This is a genomic window from Dehalogenimonas sp. THU2 (assembly GCF_039749495.1).
GTDB lineage: Bacteria > Chloroflexota > Dehalococcoidia > Dehalococcoidales > Dehalococcoidaceae > Dehalogenimonas.
This window is the reverse complement of the sequence record NZ_JBDLLU010000007.1, coordinates 28,097-53,099: the sequence shown is the minus strand read 5'-3', so window position 1 is coordinate 53,099 and position 25,003 is coordinate 28,097. Positions and strand designations below refer to the sequence as shown.

The following is a 25,003-nucleotide window of genomic DNA, read 5'->3' as shown; positions in this document are numbered from 1 at the left end:
TTTCCCTGGTGTGAAAAAATTCCATTAGTGTTCAATTCTTGACCAAAAAGCGGATGAGCGAATCTGAAATCATTGCAAATTTTCAATTGCCAACGGTCGCTCAAACCGGCATTAGCTTATAGCAACTGAATTTTTGTACAATATCGTTGATATATTGTAGGAGCGCCATGGAAACCTCGGATTGCGCCGCGACACTCGATACCCATAAATATCCCTTCCCTGTCATGACAGTCGGCATCATGGGAGCGGCGGGTGGTATCATCACCGAAGAAACCAAAGGAAAGATGCGCGAGCTTGGTCATTGTATCGCCCGCCGAGGGTACGTTCTTATCACCGGTGCTTCACCCGGTATCCCGCATGAAACAGTGCTGGGTTCTTTTGAAAAGGGTGGTATCGTGGTCGGTGTTTCTCCTGCTCTGAACCTGGAAGAGCATGTCGTCAAGTACAATTCACCCACCCGGGGCTATCGTTCCATTATCTATACCGGCAGCGGTCTTATGGGGCGGGAGATCGAGAATATCCGCTCCTGTGATGTCGTTATTTTTGCCGGCGGCCGATCGGGTACGCTGGGAGAATTTGCCATCGCTTTCGGCGAGGGCAAGATCATAGGCATCCTCCTGGGCACCGGCGGCATATCGGAACCTCTCTCTGACATCATACGTATGATCGATAAAAACACCGGCGCCATCATGAGCTATGACTCGGACCCGGAGAAACTTCTCACCAAACTTGAAGACCTCTACCGGGAAACGCTGTTGCAGCAGTACGTACGGCTCATGGAAACCCATAACCCCGACAGCACTCCAAGCCCTGACTGAATCTTTTTTTGGTCGATATTCCCTTGGTCGTTGAATCTTCCGGCGTTATAATTGGGCGACGGAGAATAAATTTTGAAACGCATGCGAAAGGTTAAAAATGAACAGTAACTCGCTGGACCAGCTTTCCATCAACACCATCCGTTTTCTCTCCGCCGATATGGTGCAAAAAGCGGTTTCCGGACACCCTGGCGCACCCATGGGCGCCGCTGTCATGGCCTATGTCCTGTGGCAACGCTATTTGAAGCACAATCCCTCTGACCCTGCCTGGTTCGATCGGGACCGGTTCGTTCTCTCAGCCGGTCACGCCTCCGCGCTGCTGTATTCCATGCTGCATCTGACCGGTTATGATTTGCCGATGGATGAGATCAAGCAATTTCGGCAATGGGATTCTAAAACTCCAGGGCATCCCGAACACGGTTTGACCCCGGGGGTGGAGGCCACCACCGGTCCGTTAGGACAGGGCTTCGGTAACGGCGTCGGGATGGCCATCGCCGAGAAATGGCTGGCGGCGCGCTTTAACAGACCGGGCTATGAGATCGTCGATCATTGCACCTACGCCATCGTCTCCGATGGTGATTTAATGGAAGGCGTGACCAGCGAAGCGGCATCGCTGGCCGGTACCCTGAAGTTGGGCAAGCTGATCTACCTCTACGATGACAACCAGGTCACCATCGAGGGCGATACCGCCAACTATTTCAATGAAGACGTGGCAGCGCGTTTCCGCGCTTACGGCTGGCATGTCATCGGCCCCATCGCCGGCATGGACATAGACGCAGTCAAGTCCGCCATGGAGGAAGCTCACCGGGAAACCGGCAAACCCAAACTGATCGTTTGCCGCACCGTCATCGGTTACGGTGCGCCCAACAAGGCAGGCACCGGTTCAGCCCATGGCGAAGCTCTCGGAGAAGCGGAACTGGCCGCGGCAAAGGAACGGCTCGGCTGGTCCTACGCGGAACCGTTCTTTATTCCCTCCGAGGTAAAGGAGAATATGTCTGCATTGGCAGCCGGGAAAGTGCGCCAGGAAGAATGGCAGGCACATTTCGACGCCTACGCCGCGAACTTCCCTGCCCAGGCCGCCCAGTTCCGATCTTTCCTCGAAGGCAACCTGCCTGCAAGCTGGAACGATGGGCTGGAAACCTTTTTCAAAGCGGGAGACAAGCCGCTGGCCACGCGTGAAGCATCGGGTAAGGTTCTTAATCTGATCGGTAAAAAGGTTGAGAACATAATCGGCGGATCGGGTGATCTGACTCCGTCCACCAAGACCTTTCTGGAATTCGATAGTATCTTCAGCCCGGAAAACCATGCCGGCCGCAATCTGCAATTTGGCGTCCGGGAACATGCCATGGGTGCCATCTGCAACGGTCTGGCGCTGCACGGCGGCATCATCCCTTACGCCGCTACCTTCCTTGCCTTTTATGACTATATGCGCCCCTCGGTCCGCCTGGCGGCCATCATGGGACTCAACGTCAACTATGTTTACACTCATGATTCCATCGGCTTGGGCGAGGACGGTCCGACACACCAACCGGTGGAACAACTGCTGGGTTTACGCTCAGTCCCACACCTGGTAACTTTACGCCCCGCCGATGCCACCGAGACCGCCATGGCCTGGGAAATGGCTATCGGGCGTACCGGCGGCCCGACCGTACTGGTCCTCACCCGTCAGAAACTACCGGTTTTCAACCGGACAGAACTGGCTCCCGCCGCTCTCACTCACCGCGGCGGTTACATTCTTTGGCAAGCGGACCTCAAACCGGCCGTAATCATCATCGCCACCGGTTCGGAGGTTCACCTCGTCCTTGAAGCTGCGCAGGCACTCAAGGTAAAAGGAATCTCCGCCCGTGTCGTGTCGTTACCTTCATGGGAGGTCTTCGACGCTCAGCCGGAAGAATATCGCCAGCAGGTGCTGCCGCGTCAGATCTGGAAACGTATCACTGTTGAAGCTGGCCGCACATTGGGTTGGGAGAGGTACGCCGGTGACAGGGGCATCAAGATCGGCATCGACCACTACGGGGCTTCCGCCCCCGGTGATGTGCTGTTCGAAAAATTCGGCTTCACCGTAGAACACATCGTCGATACAGCGGAGAAACTGGCGGCCGAAAGTGAATAGCATCGCTGTGGCCTCTGATCACGGCGGTTTCGCTCTAAAACAGGCGCTGGTGCCTCTGTTGCAAAAAGAAGGCATCAAGATCATCGATCTCGGAGCTCATGAATTTCTACAGGACGATGACTACCCGGATTACGCCGAGCGCGTTGCCCGGGAAGTGAACGGGGGCAAGGTCAAGAGAGGCATACTGATCTGCGGTTCGGGCGCTGGCGCCTGTATGGCCGCCAACAAAGTGCCCGGGATACGCGCCTCGGTTTGTCATGACACCTATTCCGCCCATCAGGCGGTGGAACACGATGACATGAACGTCCTGTGCCTGGGAGCACGGGTTTTGGGGCTATCTCTCGCCCAGGAACTCTGTAAAGCGTTTCTCAACGCTTCTTTCAGAGAAGAACCCCGTTACCGCCGCCGCCTGGATATGTTGAATGAAATCGAACGCAGGGCACTTCTCAACCGATAAAGGTTAACCGCTTTTAATCGCTGGCCTGAATCGAGTGACTAACAGGTTGCTGCATCGACCATGGACTGTAACCTACGGTAGCTTTCCGCCGGGTCCGGTGTACAGAAAACGGCGCTGCCCACACAGATATCGTCCACTCCGCTGGAGACTACTTCCAGCAGATTCGCCTCTTTTATACCACCATCAATACTGATCGATATGTTTGGCAACAGTGCGCGGATTTGGCTGATCTTTTGCAATACTTCCGGTATGAATTTCGCGCCATAGAAACCGGGATTCACCGACATCAAGAGAACGTTGTCGAGCAGAGGCAGAAACTCTGCAACCGTCGCTACTGAGGTTTCGGGGTTAATCGCCATCCCGACGTCCAGCCCCAGCTTTCTGGCGGACTCGATGACGCATCGGGGTTCGGGCGCAGCCTCAAAATGGAAGATGACACGGCTAGCGCCTGCGAACTTGAAGTCGCTGAACCAGGTTTCAGGATCCTTCACCATCAGATGAACTTCCCAGGCGAACGGCAGCTCAGCCGCCTTGGCCGCCTGCCACCCGATGCTCTTCGACGGCACGAATCCCCCGTCCATGATATCCACCTGCGCCCAGGTGACCGCTTCCCTGATCTGATCGGCCATCTTTTTCAACGCCGTGACGTCATCGGTCAGGATTGCCGGTACCACGCGTACTTTTCTCAATATCTCATCCTTGAATATTAAATAATCGGAAATCGGAAAACCCGAGCGCTGATCGGTTAACGGTTTTCGCTACCGCGGACCAAAAGCATCGGTAACTCAGTGGCCGCACTCACTGTAGCGGCAACGCTGCCGTAAACCCAGCGGTCCAGTCCGGAACGCCGGTGAGTGGCCATGGCGATCACATCTACGTGTTCTTCTTCCGATACCTTGAGGATGCTTTCGGCGACGCTTCCAAATACCACCTGGGTCTTTACCTTCAATCCGGCCTGCCGGAAATCTTGAGCTTGCCGATCGAGGTAGCCTGAAGCTTGTTCCCTTACCTCTTTCATCAACACCAAAGCGTATTCTTCCCAACTGGGCTTGGCAGCAGGCGGGCGATCCGAGGGTATCTCAGGGAAACCGTTAACCGATAAGAGCAATACTTCCAATCCGGCCGCTTTGGCTAGCTTAATAACATGGGGCACCGCACCTTCCGAAATTATTGACCCGTCCAATGGCAGGAGTATCCTGGACAGCCTGGGTTTTGCAGCATCTGGTTTGACCAGTAGCAGAGAACTATTATCGGTAACTAGATTCTGAAGTACCTTTTCTTCCCGGGATAGGTCGGAGTAGCCCTGCCGGCAGACGATTACCAGTTCCACACCTTCCCTCGCCGTATAGTTTTTAATTCGGTCGGCGAGATCACCGGGTTCGGTATGACAGATAACGGATTGCAGGCCCTCAGCAGTTAATGCTTTAGCCTGGACATCGAGATATGCGCTGTTCAACCGGCAAAGCCTTAGTTCATCTTCAGGACATACGCTGAAAAGAACAATATTGGTATTTTTGCCTGCCAGCGCCTTCGCTAGCGGCAAAGCCTGCTCTGCCGATTCTGAACCATCCAGCGGGACCAGGATTTTTCGGTATTCCATTATCAGACCTTCAACTTTATACTATCCCAGATTATACCTGAATTGGATTCAACGACCAAGACTTAATTGACAGTCACCGGAGTGCTCTTTAGAATGGTTAAGGAGTCTATCAACAATCTTATCAAGGAGCCTCATGAACGACGAAATTGCCGAGTTGCTGGAAGCAGCCATGTTCAAAGAGGTTGCTTCCGCTGCTTTATATCGTAAATCTGCCGGTATGACCGATGATCCGGCTGCGGCCACTCTCTTACGGGAACTGGCCGGCACCGAGGAAAAGCACCTTGATTCGCTAAAGAACCTGCCACTGGAAGCCTTCATAGATTCACTCGAAACCAAATCACGCCTGGCGGATCTCCTGGTCTCCGCCCATTTGAAAGCCCCTGACGAACTTGCCGGCGCCGACCTGACCGATACCGTGCTTTTCGCTATAAAACGCGAGGCCGAGTCCGTCTCTTTTTATTCGGACCTGATGGGAGTGTTCAGCACAGAGACCGCCAAATCGCTCTGCCGGTTTCTGGCGCACCAGGAAATGGGACACAAGCTACGGCTCGAACTTCTCTATGATAACATCGTTCATATCGATGACTAGCCTGAGGCATCATCAACGAATTATTAACTCATTTAATAGGAGACGAAATGGCTGAAGAACTGGGAAAAGTGGAACGACCGGAAGCGGCAACATTCACAGGCAAACGCAAATTATATGTCGTACCCCTCTTATACCGCTGGCCTGAAGCGCCCAAAGAATATAATGTCTTATTTGAACGTTACTGGCAAGAAATCAAAGGCCAGCTTCGACATCTGGAAGAGCGAATCGGTGCGGTGAACCATGTTTATCACGAGGGCATCGATGCTACCGGTGAGGCCGCTCTGAAAAGCCTGGAACAATTCAACACACCCAGTTTTGATATCACCCAGGACAGACTGCAGTCCGGCGCTTCTTTAACATATATCGAGGACCGTGAATTGATGGCTGAGAGCCTTGATTGGGAGCGCTTCTCTATGCTTGGATTCACTTCTCCCAAAGTGGCCAGGATAGCCACCGAAAGTCTGATGGACGTCATGAAACGCCGCTACGATTTCATCATCAACAGGATCGCCGAAACGCTCCAACCGGACCAGGCCGGCGTCCTTTTTATTCGGGAAGGTCACCCGATCCAGTTCCCCAAAGAAATCGAAGTCTTCAGTGTTTTTCCGCCGTCTCTTAACGAGATACACCGTTACCTTCGCGATATGACCCATCCTACCGGCCGGCCGGAGGAAGAGGAACCGGTTGAGACAGCACCGGAAGAGACCGAAAGCGCAAGCGAAGAAGCTTCACCTCCCGCTCACTAGGCCGGGAAGTGAAGCTCACAACCGGATCGCTTTACGCCAGGATTGCCTTCGGCATCAAGGGTTCGCCTTGCTTACCCCGAGATTGATCGGATGACCTTCAAGCTTGAAGATTTCAGCCGTCACTGTTTCATCAACGGGGACGCCTTTTACCAGTTCCCGCGATAAAGTTTCTCGCTTGATGTAGTCCGACCACTCGCCCATGACTCTTTCGGCCTGTTCATCGCCGTCGAAGTAGGTGACGATATTGTCGGCGATCTCGTAGTTGGCGTTTCTGCGCAAACCCTGTATACGGTGAGTTATCTCCCTGACCAGGCCTTCGTCGGCCAGTTCAGGAGTGATATTTTTATCAACGGCTACGGTCAAAGCGCCTTCGGTCACTTGGGCCGAATCATCCGGCAACGCCTCAGCATCGGCGACGAAGTTGAGCCGTTTGACGTTTAGTTCTTCGATCACTGAATCGGCGATTATTTCGAGCCTGGCTTGTTCCCCGGCGTTAAGTCCGGCAACAATCGCCCTCGCCAGGGGCTGACGGACCTTGATACTCGCCTGTGCCCGGGCGGCCCGGCCGATGCTGGACACCTTCATCGCCAACCGCATTGCCGTCGATAGGTCGGCATCGATACGGGTAATGTCAGCCAACGGGAAATCAGAAAGATGTACACTATCCGGCGCCTGGGCATTGATCGATACGACCAGGTTCTGGTATATCTCCTCGGCCAGGAAAGGCATGAACGGAGCCAGTAATTTAGACATCGTAACCAGGCATTCATAAAGAGCGTTATAAGCCGACAGTTTATCCGCGTCGCTCTCGGATTTCCAGAAACGCCTCCGCGATCGCCTGACATACCAGTTGGACAGGTAATCCACAAAAGCCTCTATGGCGCGCGCCGCGGCCACCGGATCATATGCGTCCAGATCGGTGGTGACCTCCTCGACGAGTTGATTCAACTCGGACAAAATCCAGCGGTCGAGTTCCGAGGCCACCTCGCAGGTTTCAGTTTTTGGCTGATAGTTGTCGATATTAGCGTAGAGAATGAAAAAGGAATAAGTGTTCCACAGAGTGGACATGAAGGAGCGTGTTACCTCGCTCACCAGTTTCTCCGAGAAGCGTCTGGCGTTGCCCGCTGGTGAAGCGGTGAACAAGTACCAGCGTACCGCGTCAGCCCCATATTTCCCGATGACAGTTTCGGGCAACACCACATTGCCCTTGGACTTGCTCATCTTCTCGCCTTTTTCATCGAGAATATGCCCCAGGCAGATGACATTATCGTAGCTCGGCCGGTCAAAGAGGAGTGTCGAAAGAGCGTGCAAGCTATAGAACCAGCCTCTCGTCTGATCCACCGCCTCGCAAATATAGTCCGCGGGGAAACGCCCATCCTTGAAGATATCCAGGCTGTCCGGCTCAAATGGATAGTGGTGCTGGGCAACCGGCATAGCGCCGGAATCGAACCAGCAGTCTATAACATCACTGACGCGCTTCATCTCTCCGTGGCACTGCGGGCATTCATACGTCATGTCATCGACATAAGGCCGATGCAGGTCGAGTGGTTCGTTAAGCCCGGAAAACCCCGTCTTTGCCTGGAGTTCGGTTAACCCTCCGATACATTCGGTTGTCTGGCATCTCTGGCATCGCCATACCGGCACCGGCGTTCCCCAGTAACGCTCGCGTGAGAACGCCCAATCGACATTATTTTGCAACCAGTCGCCGAAACGGCCTTTTTTTATATGTTCCGGGTACCAGTTGATACGTTCGTTGCCTTCGATCAATGCATCTCGGCAGGCGGTGGTGCGGATATACCAGCTCTGTTTGGCAAAATACAGCAGCGGCGTACTGCAACGCCAGCAAAACGGGTATGTGTGATGTATCTTTTCACTTTTGAAAAGCATATTACGTTGTTTTAAGTCCTGGGTGATGAGGGGATCGGCAGTTTTGACAAACTTTCCCGCGCCGGGATAGGTGCCGGTTATCTTCCCCTGGAGATCGACATGGTGAATAAAATACAGCCCGTGCTTCTTTCCGGATTCATAGTCCACCTCGCCATAGGCCGGCGCCGTGTGAACGATACCGGTACCGTCATCCATGGAGACATAATCGGCGGCGATGACCGGGTAAGTGAGCTCGGTCGCTTCGACGGCAACGAGTTCGCCTTTGTCGAGGCGACTCACTGCCATGCTGTTCGCGAACGGATCGAACAGCGGCCGGTATTTCAAACCCACCAGGCGGCTGCCGGCAACTCTGCCGGCTTCATGAGCAGTATGTAAGGCGTTCGCCTCCAGCAAGGCCGCGGCAAGGACCAGGTATTCGTCTCCCAGGTCCAGGACCGCGTATTCGGCGCTGTCACAGACCGCAAGGGCCGTATTGGCGGGCAATGTCCACGGCGTGGTCGTCCAGGCGAGTAAGGACAACGGCTTGTCCATAAAAGCCTTCAGGGGCCCGGTAAAGGATTCCGGCAGAATCTGAAATTTCACATAGACCGAGGGGTCTTCGGTATGTTCCTCATAACCTAATGCCACTTCATGCGATGAAAGTGAAGTTCCGCAACGCGGGCAGTGCGGGGTGACTTTATGACCCTGGTAGATTAATCCCTTGTCCCAGAGTTGTTTGACCACCCACCAGCCGCTTTCGATATAGCTGTTATTCATGGTGATGTAGGCGTTATCCAGATCCACCCAGTACCCGATGCGTTCGGTTAGGGCGTTCCAGTCCCGGACATATTTGAACACGGACTCGCGGCATTTTTGATTGAACTCGGCGATGCCGTATCTCTCGATATCGGTCTTGCTCTTGAAACCGAGTTCCTTTTCTACCTCAAGTTCTACCGGGAGGCCATGGGTGTCCCATCCGCCGATGCGGGGCGCGTAAAAACCCTTCATCACTTTATAGCGAGGAATGACATCCTTGAAGACCCGCGACAGAACATGGTGGATACCCGGTTTGCCGTTAGCCGTCGGCGGCCCTTCGTACAAGGTAAAGCGTTTGCCGTCTTTGCGGTTTTCAATGCTGCGTTTGAAAACGTTCTTCTGCGACCAAAGCTTCAACGTCTTTTCTTCGAGTTCCCCGAAGTTAACACGGCTGTTGACTGGTTGAAACATATAAAACCTCTTTAAAATAATAAATCCCGCCCCACTAGGGACGGGATAAAGACCCGCGGTACCACCCTGTTTCCTCTATCATGATTTGATAGAAGCTCTTTTTCAGGCACTGACATGCCCTGCCGCGATAACGGTCGGCAACCGTCGGTGATTACTCTCTTCATCCCGAAGATTTCATCCGGAAGCTCGGGAGTGATTTTCAGAAGGCTGTTTTCCGTCCGCTCTCACTGTACCGGACTCGCTGGGGACCTTCGCCTGCCTACTCTTCTCCGTCGTTGCTGTTAACTAAAAGAATAACATAGGTGTTGAGCACAGAGCAAGGCCTGTAAACGTACCAACGTATAATAAACAGAGCCGCCCTTTTTGGGGAACGGCTCTGCCAAACAGCCATAAATGACGCTACTCTTGCGCCAGCATCTCCGCGAGGTTGACCAGGGTCGCCACCGGCACACCGCTTCCGCCCTTGGTCAGGTGTCCTTTATCCTTATCACCCCAGGCGGTGCCCGCGATATCCAGGTGAACCCATGGCGTGTCGCCGATAAATTCGGAAAGGAAAAGCCCCGCGGTTATGGTGCCGGCCGGGCGGCCACCGACGTTTTTGATATCGGCATAGTCGCTCTTGTACTGATCTCTGTATTCATCATAGGCCGGCAACTGCCAGATCCTTTCCCCTGCCGAAGTGCCCGCTTTGATGACTTTATCCATCAGAGGTTGATTATTGGTTATGGCAGCAGTGGTGATATTACCCAGGGCGATGACACAGGCCCCGGTCAGTGTCGCCATGTCGACGATCACCTTTGGTTTTTCCTTATTGATGTAGCCTAAAGCATCCGCCAGAATAAGTCGGCCTTCTGCGTCGGTGGAAATTACTTCGACCGTCTTACCGGTAAACATCTTCAGTACGTCCCCCGGTTTGAAAGCGGCGCCGTCGGGCATATTTTCCGTTGCCGGCACGGCGGCGATCACATTGATATCCAGTTTCAGTTTACCGATTGCTCCCATCGCGGCGATGGTCGCCGCGCCACCGCTCATATCGAATTTCATTTCTTCCATCTTCTCGGAAGGCTTAATGGAAACGCCGCCGCTGTCGAAGGTCAGACCTTTGCCGACGAGCGCCAGATCCCAGCCCTCGCCCTCCCGGCCTTTATACCTCATCATGATCAATTTCGGCGGATTGATATCTTTCGAAGCTTGAGAAACCCCCAGCAACCCGCCCATACCCAGCTTTTCCATGTCCCGGCGTTCGAGTATCTCAATCTTGAGGCCGGATTCCCGAGCCACCTGGTGAGCGGCATCGGCCAGGTCTTCTGGAGTCATATGGTTAGAAGGTTCATTAGCCAGGTCTCTGGCCAGTATGGTAGCCTGGGCGACTATCTCCCCCCTCTTGGCGCCCATTTCGAAACTGCTCTTTTCTATCTTTTCTTTAAAAATGACGGTCATGCATTTCAGGTCGCCATAATCCGCTGCTTTTGTCAGATGTTTCCGGAAGCTATATCCGCCCAGATAGGCTGCTTCGGCGACGACCCGAGCGACCTCGTAAGTCGTTAAACCCGTATCAGGGAGCGTCAGGGCCAGTTTGAGATTATTCTTCCGCTGTAAACAACGGCAGGCATCGGCCATCGCGGAGCGCAATTTTGTCGCATCGAAGTCTTTTTTCTTACCCAATCCCAGGACTGCCGCCTTGGCGGATTTGATTTTGCCAAGTGTATGAATAACAGTTAGTTCACTGGATTTGCCTTTGATCTCCTTTGATTTGCGTAGAGCCGCGATCGTTCCACCCAGGGCCTTGTCCAGGTCCTTCTCGATGTCGTTAGTTTCATCATCTTCAAAAACACCCAGGATTATGGCATCAGCCTCAGTCTTGTTGATGTCGCCCGTGATCTGTTTTATTTCCATGTTGCTCCTCTATCCCTGGATTTTTATCTCTGACACTATTTTATCAATTACAGGCAAAATGTCCATAGGGGTTCTGACATAGAAATGAGGGCGTTTTATCGGTTCAAACGTTTCCTCGAGCTTTTGGTAAACCGCCCAATCGGCATCGGAGTATCCACCTTGCTGGGTTAATCTTTCCACCAACCGTTTTTCAGCGACATCACGGGGAGTGTCTATATGAACGATAATCGATTTTGCCTTTGTGTCTATAGCGATAGCTTCAAGCGGATGCCGGTAATTCTCGGTCAGATTGGTGGCGTCCAGGACAACGTTGTATTTAGCCGTGAGTAATTCTTTTACCAGTGCGTGGATAGCTCTGAATAATCGGATATGTTCCCATTGGCTGTAAACTGGGCGGCGAACCAGGGTCTTCCTGAGGTAATCGCTTTCGAGTACGGCCGCCGGTATGCGTTCGAGCAATTTGGCGGCGAAGTAACTCTTACCGCTGCCCGGCAACCCGACAAGGATAATCACGGCGGGGCGGTCGGTCTTCCGTGGCAGTTTAGGTGCGATAGCCCGCCTCAATGTATCCACGTCCCGGGCGCGCAAGACTTCAGATTTCACACTGGCAATTATACGCCGGTGTTCATCAAGATGATAAGAGAGATATACCGATTATTCCAATAGGCTGAAAGTCGCAAGTTGTCCGTTGGGCGATCTCGGTATATCCGACACGAATAAAACCTTCTTGGGACACTTGTAGTTAGCCAGGCGTTCCAAACAGAATTTTTTTACTTCCTGTTCGGTCAAGTTTGCGCCATCTATAAGTGTAACGACCGCCAGTACAACCTCACCACGCATGCCGTCCGGATCCGGGATGCCCCCTGCCGCGGCATCGGCGATCAACGGATGGGTGATCAGAATATCGGCAATGTCGGAAAAGTAGATATTCTGACCCTTGGTGATCAGCATTGGTTTCTTGACGCCGGTGATGAATAGTTCCCCATTTTCATCGACGATGCCAATGTCATCGGTGTAAAGCCAACCATCCCTGATGAATCTCTCGGTGTCTTCAACACGATTATGATAAGCTCGCATGATCGGCCCACGAATCACCACTTCTCCCGGTTCACCGGCAGCTACTGTTCTTCCCTCTTCATTGACCACCCGTACTTCGAAACCGGGTATAGATGTGCCGACGCCGCCGCTGTCTCCGGATTTGTTCAACTCCTGGCAGGTAACATGACTTGTCGATTCCGTTAACCCGTAATATTGATTGAGATATTTTCCGGTAAGTTCTTCGAAACCCGTGATGACGCTTACCGGGATGGGCGCACCGGCGCTGCCGCAAAACCGGAGTGAACTTATATCGTATTTAAGCCCGTTGGCTTTCAGGTGATTGACCATCATGGCGTGGATGAACGGTACCCCATGAAACATGGTTACCCGTTCTTTTTCTATGGAGCATAAGAGTGCGTCCATAGAAATACCATTGACAATTACCACTCTGCTGCCTGCAAACAGAGATGTCATCATGATGACGGCGATACCGATAGTGTGATGCAGCGGCAAAGCGAACAACGCCACCGTGTCCTGGTCTGTTTGCCCGAAACCCGCCGCCGAGCCAGCCGCCGCTTCGATAAGATTTCTTTGTTTTATCTCAGCTCCGTGGGGCCGCAACGTCGGCCCTGAGGTATAGGCGATATGCGCCAGTTCCGGATATTCACTTATAAGCGGGGCCGTTTCCGCACTTTTTACCTGTGAATCATATATGACACACCCGGGTATATCGATGTTACCCAGGCAGATCTTGTATTTGAAGGATCCGATGAGCGACGGAACCGCTGAAAGTGCTTTCAGTGCAGCTGTCTCGGCGATAAGTGCCACGGGACGGCAATCATCAAATACGGCCGTGAGTTCCAGCAGTTTGTACTTGGTATCCAACGGCATGGCGATTGCGCCTGCTTTCACCACGCCAAAATAACTGATCACAAAATCAGGACTGTTCTCCAGCAACAATGCCACATGTTCTCCGGGTTTAATCCCCATTTTGACAAGGCTCTCAGCCAACCCGTTTGACAGCCTGTCCAGTTCCTTGAACGATAGTTGTCGTTCACCCATTTGAAAGGCGATTCTATCCTGGTGCCGTCGCCCCGCTTCGGCTAAAAATCTGGTTAAAGTCATAACTGATCCTTGATTCGAAACATCGCCATGAAGTCTATCAAATCCCCGCCTCCCATGCCAAATTAAGACTAAAGTATTAATACTTCCCCATCTTGACAAGAGCGGTCAATTGGTCTATATTGCGCTTAATCGAATAGCTAAAGGCTATGAACGGGATTAGTAGGTCCCAAAGCTGGGCACAGAGAGCCGGGTCAGGTGGAAGCCGGCGCCTTGAGCGGGGAACTGAATGGACCCGGGAGCCGCCGCCCCAACGTCATACCACTGACCAGTAGGTCCGGCCGCAAGGGAAGCGTTAGCATCCCAGGGTATAAACCTTCAAATGAAGGTCGTATCCGTAATGAGATGTTCCTGCATTAGAAGGAACAACAAGGGTGGCACCGCAGAACCCTCTGCCCCTGAATAAGGCAGAGGGTTTTTTATTACCCTGAAGGAGTGGTGCCGTGACCTGAAAGTTTAAAGGCATTCCCGATCGAACGACCAAGATAATAATAATAAACAGGGAGGCAATCCATGAACCGCACCAAGTATCAATTGAATGAAACTGAAATGCCCGCGGCCTGGTACAACATCCAGGCTGACCTGCCGCAACCCCTGGCCCCATATCTGCATCCAGGAACCAAACAACCGTTGGGTCCCGCCGATCTGGCGCCACTGTTCCCGATGGCTCTTATCATGCAGGAAGTTTCTCAGGAACGATACATCGATATTCCCGGAGAAGTCATCGACATCTATCGCAGCTGGAGACCGACTACTCTCTATCGGGCTCACGCACTGGAAAAAGCATTGCAGACTCCGGCCAAGATCTTCTACAAATACGAAGGTTCCAGCCCCGCCGGCAGCCATAAACCCAATACCGCCGTGCCTCAGGCATACTACAACAAAAAAGAAGGGATCAACCGTCTCACCACCGAGACCGGTGCCGGACAATGGGGCAGTTCCATGGCTTTTGCCTGCAGTCAGTTCGGCATCGAACTCAAAGTTTACATGGTCAAGGTAAGCTACCAGCAGAAACCATATCGCAAGATGATGATGGAAACCTGGGGCGCCCAGTGTGTACCCAGTCCCAGCATGGATACCAATTCCGGCCGCGCCGCCCTGGCAGAAGATCCCAACAACCCGGGCAGCCTGGGTCTGGCCATCTCGGAAGCCGTTGAGGACGCTGCACCCCGTGCGGACTCGCATTATGCCTTGGGCAGCGTCTTGAACCACGTTCTTATGCATCAGACGGTCATCGGTCTGGAAGCCCTGAAACAGATGGAAATGGCCGGGGAATATCCGGACGTGGTCATCGGTTGTGTCGGCGGCGGGTCCAATTTCGGCGGTATGGCCTTGCCCTTCGTTCATCAGAACTTGACCGGCGGCAAGAACACCCGCATCGTCGCTGTAGAGCCTGCCAGCTGCCCAACCCTGACCAAAGGCACCTTCGCTTTCGATTACGGCGATGTAGCCGGCATGGCTCCTATCGCCAAGATGTTCACCCTGGGTCGCAAATTCATGCCCCCTCCGGTGCACGCCGGCGGTCTGCGCTATCATGGCATGGCGCCCATCGTCAGCCACCTGCACAAGCTCGGTCTGATCGAAGCCAAGTCAGTCATGCAGCTTCCCACCTTCGAGGCCGGGATTCAGTTCGCCCGTACGGAAGGCTTCATCAGTGCGCCGGAAACGAATCACGCTATCCGCGCCACCATTGACGAAGCCATCAAGTGCCGTGAGTCCGGTGAGAAAAAAGTCATCCTGTTCAATCACTCCGGTCACGGCCACTTCGATATGGCGGCCTACGACGCCTACCTGTCCGGCAAGCTCACCGATTATGAGTACCCGGAATCTCTGGTTACAGAGGCTTTAAAAGACCTTCCGCAATGTATCATCGGTTAGACTAACCGCCAGTTTTTTGAGTAGAGGAAGCTGCGATTGCAGCTTCCTCTATTTTTCATTGAAGCTATAATCCGATGAAACCGATCATTGTCCGTTTGTTGCTTATTGCACTCAGCTTGATTTTATTATACAGTCTGGCTCTGTCTTTCGGTTGTGATTTTGGTGGCAGTCCAATCACCACTCCCAAGCTCGACCATAACACCGACGACAACTCCACCGGTAACCACCATTCCTCCGCGTGAAAGACGGCTTAACAATTACACGGATCAGCCATTGTCATTGCAGTCTGACACGGTCAGTCCATATGAAACGTTCGCCGCACTTCCGCCGCCAGTTGCCCGGCTTCATATTCAGTGAGGCTGAGATTGCTTTCCAGCATTGAAAGATATTTATCGCAATCCTTTGAACCGGAACGCAAGTCGCCCAGCTTTCCCCGTAACCGTCCCTCAGACTCGATGGCTATTTCCAGATCCAGCGTCGGTATGAATTTCTCTTTCAGAAAAGCCAGCAGGCGGCGCGCCCCGATCTCATCGGTCAGGGCGGAAAGGTAAAACGGGACCGGCAGCCATAATGAAACGGACATTATATCCCGTGACCGGGCTTCCCATATCAGGTAAGTGCTGATGGGGGGCTTCTGACCCGGTGGTGACTCGTAGTTTATTCCCGTGTTGATCCCATCGCCGTTCAACCACTCTTTTAGCTGAATGAAATTCATATTAGCCAGTATCTCGCTGGGGGTATTGTGTGAAGCCATTGACGGTAATCCGTTGACTAGGACCAAATATCCGGCGTTGTAGTGCACTGCAAGGTCAAGGACCAGCCTCAGGAATTCGTGTGTCTCAAACACCGGCACATCTGACTTAAAAACAATGAGATTGGCTTCTTCAGAATAATAAAAAAGGCTGCTGGGAAAACCGACAAGGTCAGCGGATATGTCCACGCTGGAAAGTGGGAAATATCCAACCGGATCTATGGCGGCCAGCGGTTTCAGGCCTAGAGTCTCCGTCAGATACCCGGATACTCTCCCGCCCAGATTGCCTGCGTCACTCTCCCAACCAACTACCATCACCGGAATTTCCAACCTAGGCGATGCCAGGTAACTAAGCCGCCCGGTCATCGCCACCTGTCCCCGGCCGGAATAAATCCTCGATATGTTCCTCCATCCATTGCTTATCCTCGTCGGTAATAGCTTCGCCGCCTTCCGCTTCAACTACCTGTCGTCGTTGAGAAAGCTTTTCCTTTATGTGATCAGGAAACTGGTTGAAGAATTGATCGATCATCTCACTCATCTGCCGTCGCATCGTTTCAATTTCAGCGTAGTCGATTTTTAAATCTAAAAATCCGCTGATAACTTCCAGTACCGATTTAACCGCCGCCGGATAAGGCATCGGCGATCTAGCCAGGTAATCAGGCACTTCCCCCATCAGGCAGGCGGCCGGCAAGCCGCGTCGCGATGCTACACCAACGAGTAGGCCGTTCAATCCACTCACGTTAGCCTGTGCACCCCTTCCCTGGAGTTCACTTGACAAGCGGTTGCCTCTACTGGCGTTGATTTCTGCCAAGAGAGAGGCGTTGGTCGCCACCGTCCAGACGCCAGGTGTACCGTCGTGGTGTATAGCGCTGACCGCCGCGCCGGATGTGAAGATGCGCCGGCAGCCAAAATGTTCCGCCACGTCCAGCACATGGTTAGCCATTTCATAAGCCTTGGCCCCAGCCGCGTACGTTGAACCCGTCTCGGAAGGTTGTTCTTCCCCAGTGAAGAAAATGAGATCCCGGTGAGGTAGTTGCTTGTAATAAAACCTTGACGCTGGGAAACTCAGGTTTTCCAGTATACCATCCTTAATCACCAAGCCGCTGGGGTAGAAGAACGGTTCAGGCTCGATATCTCCCAAATGTTCGGCTTCAAGTTGTCGCCATAAGGTTTCCACAGCCAGAAGGCCAACGTTACCGATGCCAGGCCAACCGACGATAAGGTCAGGATTGTGGAGTTCCGGTTCTTTTTCTAGTCTGTATCCCATATTCTCTATTCTAACTGGTTGCCCTCCCCTGAACAAATTCAGTGGTCATAACACCCCTTGGGAAAACGTTGCTCTACTTGGTGAACCGCGTACCACACCTCCGGATCATTGTTGTCTTAACTACTCATCGGTTCTATACTGGAATAAGATTGTAATCTTTCATCGTTTATGGAGACAAATACATGTGGCAGTTTGAAACCGAATTTTCAGAGATAATCCCCCGCGTCCCAGGTGTGAAATCATTCCGTTTCCCGATTTCCCCGGAAAAGGCACCTTTTGAGCCGGGACAGTATTTTTTCCTGACCATCAAGGTCAATGGATCTGAGGTGTTGCATCATTTCACAATATCCAGTTGCCCCACCGACACTGAGTATCTTGAATTCACCAAGCGCATCACTGAACATGACTATTCACAGGCGTTAGACGCGATGAAACCGGGTGACTGGGCCAGGATCCAGGGACCATCCGGCAGTTTTACCATGCCTGAAGGCAAGCAGCCGCTGGCTTTCCTCACCGGTGGTATAGGCATCACCCCCGCCAGGAGTATTCTTCGTTACGCCTGCACCAAGAAGCTGGACCGGGATATCGTGCTGCTTTACAGCAACGATCGTAATGATAATATCATCTTTCGTGACGAACTCGATGAGATATCCGCCGCCATACCCGGGATACGAATCGAACATATTCTGTCGGAACCGCCACAGAGTTGGAAAGGCCGGACTGGGCTCATAAATAAAAACCTGATTATCGATGCCATCCCGGATTATAAGGAGCGTGCTTTCTTTATATCTGGACCGCCGCGCATGGTCATGTCGCTTCAGGAACAATTATCGGCGCTCAGAATACCCCAGGACCGCGTGATCCGCGACTCTTTCACCGGATATGATTAAATCATGACGCTTTTCGTCTCTCAAACCTTGTGGGATGTACTTTCTCGATGACTGAGATTCTTAGCGGTCGTTCTGCTTTCGGACATCCAGGCTTGCCGCCTAACTGGACCGAAGGAGCTAAGGACGGCGTCGGCACTGCTTACAATTCTGTTAGTCGGATCTGGTTCACCATCGCCGCCGGTATCATCACCGAGATATATTATCCGACAGTTGACCGGCCGCAGGTACGCGACCTGCAACTGCTCCTGACCGACGGAGAAACGTTTTTCCATGGTGAGCGGTCTCAGCTGTTCACCGAGATTAAAACACTCTCGCCTCATAGCCTGGGCTATCGCGTTACCAACTCTGATTTCGACGGCCGTTACTCGATTGACAAAGAGATAATCGCAGACCCCTCTACCGCCTGCATCCTGCAGAAAACCAGGCTTTCGGGAGCGCCCGAACTGTTGGGCCGATTGAATATTTATGTCCAGTGCGCCCCACACCTCGGCGTCAGCGGCTGGGGCAACAACGGGCATGTCGTGGAATCAGCGGGAAGAACCCTCCTGGCGGCAGAGAAAGATGGGCTATGGCTAATCCTGGGCGCCACCGTACCATTCAGGAAACTGTCTTGCGGTTACTCCGGAGTGAGCGACGGCTGGACCGATATTAAAGAAAACCTCGAAATGGATTGGGAATTCACTGAAGCTCCGGACGGCAATATCGCTCTTACCGGGGAGTTGGACTGGACCGAGGCTCAGGAATTCACCATCGGGTTGGCACTGGGAGACAGCCTGCAGAATGCCATTACCAATCTTTTTCATGCATTGGCGGTACCCTTCGAATCCCGGTGCCAACAGTATGAGGCTGAATGGGAAAACCGCGGCCGGACGGTTATGCCGCTGGAAAGTCATTCCTCTGACGGCGGAGACCTCTATCGGGCTAGCGCCAGCCTTCTGGCTGCTCATGAAGACAAAACCTACCCCGGCGCGTTCATTGCGTCGCTCTATATCCCGTGGGGCGAAACACGCGGGGACAGCGAACTGGGCGGCTACCACCTCGTGTGGACGCGGGACATGGTTAACAGCGTAAGCGGTCTACTGGCCGCCGGGGATACCGAGGCAGCACGCCGTGCTCTGATTTACCTGGCCGCGGCGCAACAACCGGACGGCGGTTTCCCTCAGAATTTCTGGTTGGATGGGCGGCCTTACTGGCAGGGCATCCAACTCGATCAGGTTGCCTTCCCGGTAATCCTGGCCTGGAAATTGCAACGTCTGGGCGTCGATTCTAATTTTGACGACTATGAGATGGTCATGAGGGCTGCGGCTTACCTCGTGCGCCACGGCCCGGCTACCGGCCAGGACAGGTGGGAAGAAGTTTCCGGCTACTCTCCTTCGACCCTGGCGGTCAATATCGCTGCACTTATCTGCGCCACTTCTTATGCCCGGCGGCGAGGTGACGAGGCGACTGCGGCTTTTCTCGAAGACTATGCCGACTTCCTTGAATGTCATCTGGAGATATGGACGGTAACCGATCAGGGAACGCTGCTTGAAGACCTTCCCCGGCACTATGTCCGCATCAACCCGGTTTCTACGAGCGATTCCACCCCAGAAGAAGACCTTGACGGCGGTATTGTTACCCTTCACAACTGTCCTCCCGGCAGCCCAACTGATTTTCCCGCGCGGGATATTGTGGATGCAGGATTCCTCGAATTGGTGCGTTACGGTATCCGTCGCCCCGCCGACCCTCTAATCGAAAGCTCGCTTAAAGTGGTCGACAGCGTTCTCAGAGTAGAAACGCCCTTCGGCCCTGTCTGGCGCCGCTATAACCACGATGGATATGGCCAGCGTGCCGCCGGTGAAGCCTACCAGGGCTGGGGCATAGGCCGTGCCTGGCCGCTCCTGACTGGGGAGCGCGCCCATTACGAGTTAGCGGCGGGGCGGGACATCACACCGTATATCAAGGCTCTAGAAGGGTTTTCATCTTACACCGGCTTGCTGCCGGAACAGGTTTGGGATGAGGCTGACAACCCCGAAGCCGGTATGTTTCTCGGCCGGCCTACCGGCGCCGCCATGCCGCTGATGTGGGCCCACGCCGAGTATATCAAGCTTTTACGGTCCGTAGCCGACGATAGCATTTTCGATCTTATCCCGGAGGTGGCCGAACGCTACATCGGCCCAGCCGCGGTGAAGCGGCAACTCGAGATATGGAAACCCAACCGGCAGGCCCGGCGTATAGCCGCCGGTAATCGGTTGCGTGTTCAGGCATCGGCGTCTTTCAAGTTAACCTGGACTAGCGACGAATGGCAGACGGTTCAGACTGCCGAAGCCGCGGGGACTCGCTTGGGCATATTTTATGTCGATCTGATCGCCTTAGAAGGGCAGAAAGTGCCCTTCCGGTTCACTTTCTATTGGACCTCCGATGACCGTTGGGAGGGTATCGACTACGAGGTCGCGGTAGTTTGATACCTGCAGGCAGCGATACTCTTTAAAACGAATCGAGAATTGTATCTAATAAATTCGATGAACGTGAGGTATGACATGGACATAGGTATGATTGGTCTTGGCAAGATGGGCAGCAATATCTCACGGCGGTTACTAGGCGCTGGCCATCGGGTGGTAGTTTACGACACCTCTCCGGAAACAGTGTCCGCTCTCGCTGGAGAAGGGGCTGCCGGCGCATTATCGCTTTTTGACCTGTGCTCCCAACTGCCTCAGCCCCGCGCCATCTGGGTCATGGTACCCGCCGGGGCGCCGACCGAAAGCACCATCAATACCCTTTCCGGTATTCTTTCGGCGGGCGATGTTGTTATCGACGGCGGAAATTCCAACTATAACGACACCGTTCGCCGTTCCAAGGTCCTGGCATCGCGCGGCATCGCACTTCTCGACGCCGGGACCAGCGGCGGCATCTGGGGCCTTAAAGAAGGCTACTGCCTCATGGTCGGCGGCGAGAAAGCGGCCTTCGAGGCCGTCGAACCGTTATTCAAATCCCTGGCACCGTCCCCTGAGCACGGCTATGCCCACGTGGGGCCCAGCGGGTCCGGCCATTTCGTCAAGATGGTGCATAATGGAATCGAATACGGTCTGATGCAGGCATATGCCGAAGGCTTCGAATTATTAAAGGTAAAAAAAGATTTCGCGCTGGATATCGCCCAGATCTCCGAGCTCTGGCGTTATGGCAGCGTGGTACGTTCCTGGTTGCTGGACCTAGCAGCTTCGGCGCTTGCTGAGAATCCTGATTTAACTGGCATCGAATCCTGGGTCGCAGATTCCGGCGAAGGCAGGTGGACGGCTGCCGAGGGCATTGACCTCGGTGTTCCTTTGCCGGTGATCACCGCTGCCCTGCAAGCCCGTTATCGTTCCCGGCAGGAACACCCATTTTCCGGCAAATTGCTGGCAGCTTTGCGCGGGCAATTCGGCGGTCATGAAGTGAGAACTACCGAAGAATAGTTCATTTGGAAATACCTTGAACTGAACGTGGTGTCTTCTCCGAGCTTTTCCCGATCTGGAAATCCAATCGTGATCGCCGCTGCGGCAACCCTGTCTCGAATTATGCTAAAATCAGCCGCAGAGGTCTTTCGGCATGATTCCAGTTCGCCTTAAACTTAAGAATTTTCTGCCTTACCGAGGCGACATACCCGCCTTTTCTTTCGAGGGCATCCATCTCGCCTGTATATCCGGTGACAATGGCTCCGGTAAGACTTCGCTCATCGACGCCATCACCTGGGCGCTCTGGGGTAAGTCCCGTCTCAGGAGCAAGTCAACTTCGGATGATGACTTGATCACCCAGGGCGAGTATGAAACTTCGGTCGCTTTCGATTTCCGGGCCGGAGACGGACAGATTTACCGTGTGGAACGGAAACGTACAAAACCCAAGCGAGCAGGAGGCGCCGGGCAGAGCGTTCTCAACCTATTCTTGGAGTCCGAAGAAGGTTTCAAGAGCCTTTCAGGCAACACCATCGGCGAGACCGGGGATAAGATCAAGAAGATCCTACATCTGGATTATGAGACTTTCATCAACAGCGCCTACCTTAAACAGGGTCAGGCCGACCATTTCACCGAACTCCGGCCCGGAGATCGTAAAGAAGTACTGGCTAATATCCTCGGGTTGGACATATATGACGAGCTTTCTGAAAAAGCTAAGAATCTGGCCAACGAAGCTGCCGCTGCCAAAAACATGCACGCTGCCAGCATCGAGTTGGAAAGGCGGCAACTGGAAGAACACCCGCAGTTAACGGTGGCTTTAAAAACCGCGCAACACGACCTTTCCGCCGCTGAAACAGCCCTGTTGGAAAAACGGACGGCGCTGGACAAACTGCGTCAAGTCCGGCAACTAATCGAATCCCGGGAGCAGGCATTGCGTCAACTGGAGGCGTCATTCCGGGAGATCGAACGAGACCTCGAAACCAGGAAGTTAGATCGAATCGAGACCGAAAAACGTATCGCATTGCATCGGGCTGTTCTGGATGGCCGAGTGGCCGTCGAGGAAGGCTATAGCCGTTACCTGGCCGCCCGGCAGCGGAACGACGAGTATAACCGGAGATCGACCGAATTACGCCGGTTGGAAACACGTCGCCAGGCACTGGAAAAGATCATAACCGACTCTCTTCATAAGCTGGAGAGCACGCGAGACAGATATCAAAGCGTTTACGACGAGTTATCCACCAAAGCATCCGGTTTGGGTAAACTGAAACTTGCCCTCGATGAGATGAGGTTGGAGATCGAAAAACTGGCCGTCAGGGAGCGACAGGCCGAAACCGAGATCAAAACCCTCCACAATCTTAAAGTTCAAATCGCTTCTCTCGATGCCGAGAAAGTTGGCCAGGTGCGGCGCCTTACGGAAATCGCCGAAAGATCCGGTTTACTGGCCTCGGCCGGCGAGGCAGTTTGCCCGGTGTGTGAGGCTGAACTTCGGGAAGACCGGCTGAAAATAGTACAGGCCAAATATGAGGCTGACCGGGTAGCCGCTCAGGCACGCCTCAACGATTTGGCGGCGGCCAGGTCCGACAAACTTAACGAACTGACCGCCTTGGAGCGTCATCTGGCGCAGGAAAATGCCATCAAGGCCGACCGCGCCCGGCTCACCGCGCAGGAAGCTCGCGTTTTAAAAGACACCGAGGAAGCCGAAGCCGCCGCCAGACGGCTGCCTGAAGGCGCGAAACAGATCGGCGCTATCACCGGACAGATCGAACGCGCTGGGTTTTGTCCGGAAGAACATGCCGCTCTTAAAACTCTTGATGAAGAGATAAGACTGCTGGACTACGACGCTTCGGCGCACGAACTGACGGCGGCCGAGGTTAAAGAACTGGAGATTTTCGACCGGCGCCAGGGGGAACTCGCGGAAGCGGATAAACTGCTGGCTGGCGAAGTTGCCTCCCTCAAAAAAGTATTCACAGCGATCACTGATCTGGAACAGCGACTCGAAAAACGTGCCGCAGACGTTGCAGAGCAGCAGCAGGCGTTAGCCCGGATGCCGCGTGTCGATGCCGGTGAACTGGTCTCCTTGGAAGCCGGGATAAACACCCTGGCCTCTGCCGCCGGCGCCGCGTCCGAACAAGTCGGCCGCTTGAAACAGCGTCTGCAGGACCTCGACGATCTGGAAAAGGCTATCTCTGAAAAAGCGCTAGAATTGAAACGGTATGCCGCCGACGAAAGCATCTACAAGGAATTGCAGCTTGCTTTCGGCAGGAATGGCATCCAGGCGATCCTCATCGAGAACGCCATCCCGGAGATGGAGGAAGAGGCCAACCGGTTGCTGGCCCGGATGACCGACAACCGCATGAGTCTTAAAATTGAGCCGATGCGGACTTCCAAAAAAGGCGATATGATCGAGACCTTCGACATCATGATCGCCGATGAGCTTGGCACCCGTGACTACGATCTCTTCAGCGGCGGCGAAGCCTTCCGCATTAACTTCGCGCTTAGATTGGCGCTGTCCCGCCTCCTGGCCCGGCGCGCCGGCGCTCCCTTACGGACGCTCATCATCGACGAGGGTTTCGGCACCCAGGATGTAGCCGGGATCGATAAGCTGAAAGATGCCATCGGCAGCATACAGGATCAGTTCGACTGCATCCTGGTGATCACCCACATCGAGGAGTTCAAAGACGCCTTCCCCGCCCGCATCGAGGTGTTCAAGACTCCGGACGGCAGCAATATCAGGGTAAGTTATAACTAGATATTCGCGGTTTAAAGACCAAGGTCTTCGGAGATCCCCTGCATCGCTCTAAGTGACAAACCGACAAATTCCTCCAACGTCAATCCGATGTCGGCGCATTTGGCTATCTGTTCGCGGTTCGCCCCGGCGGCAAAGCTTTTTTCCTTGAACCGCTTGAGAATGGATTTTGCCTCGACAAACGACAGTCTCTTTTCCGGTCTGATCAGAGCTCCGGCGGTAATGAGGCCGGTTAACGGATCAGCGCAATACAGGGCTTTGTCTAAGAGTGTTTCACAGGGTTCGCCCAGCATGCCATGACACAGGATGGCATGACAGACACCCTTGGAAGCACCCAAATCACCGGCCATCTCCGCCGACATCCGGCCGTGGACGGTCATATCCCCCTGGCACTCATCGAGGTCGATATCATGTAAAAGACCGGCCAATCCCCAATCTTCCAGGTCTTCCCCGAATTTTTCGGCCAACCCGCGCATGACCGCTTCTGTGGCCAGCATATGCTTGATCAGGTTCTGATTGCTGATTTTGGTATTGACAGCCGCTAGGGCATCTGCTCTGTTCATGGTGTTCTCCCTGGCTTTAATCTTAGTGAGAC

At 53.7% G+C, this 25,003-nt stretch carries 19 protein-coding genes and 2 other annotated features; of the genes, 10 read left to right on the top strand and 9 right to left on the bottom strand.

Translation table 11 applies throughout. From position 1 onward, the window contains the following. The first annotated feature begins 167 nt into the window (after positions 1-167). The 3 genes from ABFB09_RS05080 to rpiB all read left to right on the top strand — a co-directional run bounded on the left by ABFB09_RS05080 (position 168) and on the right by rpiB (position 3,385). Positions 168-818 carry a hypothetical protein gene (locus tag ABFB09_RS05080; protein ID WP_347000404.1) on the top strand — a complete coding sequence of 217 codons (651 nt, stop codon included), beginning with the start codon at positions 168-170 and terminating at the stop codon, positions 816-818. A gap of 97 nt (positions 819-915) precedes the next feature. Further along, the gene (gene tkt / locus ABFB09_RS05075) at positions 916-2,928 is read left to right on the top strand and encodes a transketolase (protein WP_347000402.1); all 2,013 of its coding nucleotides are present in this window, start codon (positions 916-918) and stop codon (positions 2,926-2,928) included. After that, the gene (gene rpiB, locus ABFB09_RS05070) at positions 2,921-3,385 is read left to right on the top strand and encodes a ribose 5-phosphate isomerase B (protein ID WP_347000401.1); all 465 of its coding nucleotides are present in this window, start codon (positions 2,921-2,923) and stop codon (positions 3,383-3,385) included. The genes tkt and rpiB overlap by 8 nt, the downstream gene beginning before the upstream one ends. Positions 3,386-3,423: 38 nt before the next feature. On the opposite strand, the gene ABFB09_RS05065 is transcribed toward rpiB, so the two are convergent. Beyond that, positions 3,424-4,074: a ribulose-phosphate 3-epimerase gene (locus ABFB09_RS05065; RefSeq protein ID WP_347000399.1), complete on the bottom strand. Its 651-nt coding sequence runs from the start codon at positions 4,072-4,074 to the stop codon at positions 3,424-3,426. A 56-nt stretch (positions 4,075-4,130) separates the two neighbouring features. After that, positions 4,131-4,985, bottom strand: a complete 855-nt coding sequence (locus tag ABFB09_RS05060) for a universal stress protein (RefSeq protein ID WP_347000397.1) — start codon at positions 4,983-4,985, stop codon at positions 4,131-4,133. A gap of 133 nt (positions 4,986-5,118) precedes the next feature. Here ABFB09_RS05060 and ABFB09_RS05055 point away from each other — a divergent pair, with 133 nt between their 5' ends. Both ABFB09_RS05055 and ABFB09_RS05050 read left to right on the top strand, forming a co-directional pair. Then, positions 5,119-5,574: a ferritin family protein gene (locus ABFB09_RS05055; RefSeq protein WP_347000395.1), complete on the top strand. Its 456-nt coding sequence runs from the start codon at positions 5,119-5,121 to the stop codon at positions 5,572-5,574. Positions 5,575-5,621: 47 nt separating this feature from the next. Further along, positions 5,622-6,320 (top strand): hypothetical protein, encoded by a 699-nt coding sequence (locus ABFB09_RS05050; RefSeq protein WP_347000394.1) that lies wholly within the window; start codon positions 5,622-5,624, stop codon positions 6,318-6,320. Between the two features lie 54 nt (positions 6,321-6,374). Here ABFB09_RS05050 and ileS read toward each other — a convergent pair whose 3' ends face one another. From ileS to ABFB09_RS05030, 4 genes are all read right to left on the bottom strand, one after another. Further along, positions 6,375-9,413 (bottom strand): isoleucine--tRNA ligase, encoded by a 3,039-nt coding sequence (ileS, locus tag ABFB09_RS05045; protein ID WP_347000392.1) that lies wholly within the window; start codon positions 9,411-9,413, stop codon positions 6,375-6,377. 33 nt (positions 9,414-9,446) lie between these two features. Further along, positions 9,447-9,698: a binding site (T-box leader), on the bottom strand. Between the two features lie 114 nt (positions 9,699-9,812). Further along, positions 9,813-11,309, bottom strand: coding sequence for a leucyl aminopeptidase (locus ABFB09_RS05040; protein WP_347000390.1), 1,497 nt, complete (start codon positions 11,307-11,309; stop codon positions 9,813-9,815). 9 nt (positions 11,310-11,318) lie between these two features. Beyond that, a complete protein-coding gene (locus ABFB09_RS05035) occupies positions 11,319-11,912 on the bottom strand; it encodes an ATP-binding protein (RefSeq protein ID WP_347000388.1) in 594 nt (197 codons plus the stop codon). Positions 11,913-11,963: 51 nt separating this feature from the next. After that, positions 11,964-13,472 carry an AMP-binding protein gene (locus tag ABFB09_RS05030; protein ID WP_347000387.1) on the bottom strand — a complete coding sequence of 503 codons (1,509 nt, stop codon included), beginning with the start codon at positions 13,470-13,472 and terminating at the stop codon, positions 11,964-11,966. Positions 13,473-13,609: 137 nt separating this feature from the next. Next, positions 13,610-13,872 (top strand) — a binding site (T-box leader). A 110-nt stretch (positions 13,873-13,982) separates the two neighbouring features. Between ABFB09_RS05030 and ABFB09_RS05025 the strand changes: the two genes are divergently transcribed. Continuing rightward, positions 13,983-15,347, top strand: coding sequence for a TrpB-like pyridoxal phosphate-dependent enzyme (locus tag ABFB09_RS05025; RefSeq protein ID WP_347000382.1), 1,365 nt, complete (start codon positions 13,983-13,985; stop codon positions 15,345-15,347). A 295-nt stretch (positions 15,348-15,642) separates the two neighbouring features. Here ABFB09_RS05025 and ABFB09_RS05020 read toward each other — a convergent pair whose 3' ends face one another. Next, a complete protein-coding gene (locus ABFB09_RS05020) occupies positions 15,643-16,464 on the bottom strand; it encodes a PAC2 family protein (protein ID WP_347000380.1) in 822 nt (273 codons plus the stop codon). After that, positions 16,448-17,365, bottom strand: a complete 918-nt coding sequence (locus ABFB09_RS05015) for a PAC2 family protein (RefSeq protein WP_347000378.1) — start codon at positions 17,363-17,365, stop codon at positions 16,448-16,450. The genes ABFB09_RS05020 and ABFB09_RS05015 overlap by 17 nt, the downstream gene beginning before the upstream one ends. Positions 17,366-17,547: 182 nt before the next feature. Between ABFB09_RS05015 and ABFB09_RS05010 the strand changes: the two genes are divergently transcribed. The 4 genes from ABFB09_RS05010 to ABFB09_RS04995 all read left to right on the top strand — a co-directional run bounded on the left by ABFB09_RS05010 (position 17,548) and on the right by ABFB09_RS04995 (position 24,411). Further along, entirely contained in the window at positions 17,548-18,255 is a 708-nt protein-coding gene (locus ABFB09_RS05010; protein WP_347000376.1) for an FAD-binding oxidoreductase, read from the top strand. A gap of 47 nt (positions 18,256-18,302) precedes the next feature. Further along, a complete protein-coding gene (locus tag ABFB09_RS05005; RefSeq protein WP_347000374.1) occupies positions 18,303-20,699 on the top strand; it encodes a glycoside hydrolase family 15 protein in 2,397 nt (798 codons plus the stop codon). Positions 20,700-20,774: 75 nt separating this feature from the next. Continuing rightward, entirely contained in the window at positions 20,775-21,686 is a 912-nt protein-coding gene (gene gnd / locus ABFB09_RS05000) for a phosphogluconate dehydrogenase (NAD(+)-dependent, decarboxylating) (RefSeq protein ID WP_347000373.1), read from the top strand. A gap of 133 nt (positions 21,687-21,819) precedes the next feature. Next, entirely contained in the window at positions 21,820-24,411 is a 2,592-nt protein-coding gene (locus ABFB09_RS04995; RefSeq protein WP_347000371.1) for an SMC family ATPase, read from the top strand. A gap of 11 nt (positions 24,412-24,422) precedes the next feature. Here ABFB09_RS04995 and ABFB09_RS04990 read toward each other — a convergent pair whose 3' ends face one another. Further along, entirely contained in the window at positions 24,423-24,971 is a 549-nt protein-coding gene (locus tag ABFB09_RS04990; protein WP_347000369.1) for an HD domain-containing protein, read from the bottom strand. Positions 24,972-25,003: the final 32 nt, after the last annotated feature.

Coding starts and splice junctions, on each gene's coding strand:
- ABFB09_RS05080 (WP_347000404.1), top strand. CDS start 168: ATGGAAACCTCGGATTGCGCCGCGACACTCGATACCCATAAATATCCC.
- tkt (WP_347000402.1), top strand. CDS start 916: ATGAACAGTAACTCGCTGGACCAGCTTTCCATCAACACCATCCGTTTT.
- ABFB09_RS05060 (WP_347000397.1), bottom strand. CDS start 4,985: ATGGAATACCGAAAAATCCTGGTCCCGCTGGATGGTTCAGAATCGGCA.
- ABFB09_RS05055 (WP_347000395.1), top strand. CDS start 5,119: ATGAACGACGAAATTGCCGAGTTGCTGGAAGCAGCCATGTTCAAAGAG.
- ABFB09_RS05050 (WP_347000394.1), top strand. CDS start 5,622: ATGGCTGAAGAACTGGGAAAAGTGGAACGACCGGAAGCGGCAACATTC.
- ileS (WP_347000392.1), bottom strand. CDS start 9,413: ATGTTTCAACCAGTCAACAGCCGTGTTAACTTCGGGGAACTCGAAGAA.
- ABFB09_RS05040 (WP_347000390.1), bottom strand. CDS start 11,309: ATGGAAATAAAACAGATCACGGGCGACATCAACAAGACTGAGGCTGAT.
- ABFB09_RS05030 (WP_347000387.1), bottom strand. CDS start 13,472: ATGACTTTAACCAGATTTTTAGCCGAAGCGGGGCGACGGCACCAGGAT.
- ABFB09_RS05025 (WP_347000382.1), top strand. CDS start 13,983: ATGAACCGCACCAAGTATCAATTGAATGAAACTGAAATGCCCGCGGCC.
- ABFB09_RS05020 (WP_347000380.1), bottom strand. CDS start 16,464: ATGACCGGGCGGCTTAGTTACCTGGCATCGCCTAGGTTGGAAATTCCG.
- ABFB09_RS05015 (WP_347000378.1), bottom strand. CDS start 17,365: ATGGGATACAGACTAGAAAAAGAACCGGAACTCCACAATCCTGACCTT.
- ABFB09_RS05010 (WP_347000376.1), top strand. CDS start 17,548: ATGTGGCAGTTTGAAACCGAATTTTCAGAGATAATCCCCCGCGTCCCA.
- ABFB09_RS05005 (WP_347000374.1), top strand. CDS start 18,303: ATGACTGAGATTCTTAGCGGTCGTTCTGCTTTCGGACATCCAGGCTTG.
- gnd (WP_347000373.1), top strand. CDS start 20,775: ATGGACATAGGTATGATTGGTCTTGGCAAGATGGGCAGCAATATCTCA.
- ABFB09_RS04995 (WP_347000371.1), top strand. CDS start 21,820: ATGATTCCAGTTCGCCTTAAACTTAAGAATTTTCTGCCTTACCGAGGC.
- ABFB09_RS04990 (WP_347000369.1), bottom strand. CDS start 24,971: ATGAACAGAGCAGATGCCCTAGCGGCTGTCAATACCAAAATCAGCAAT.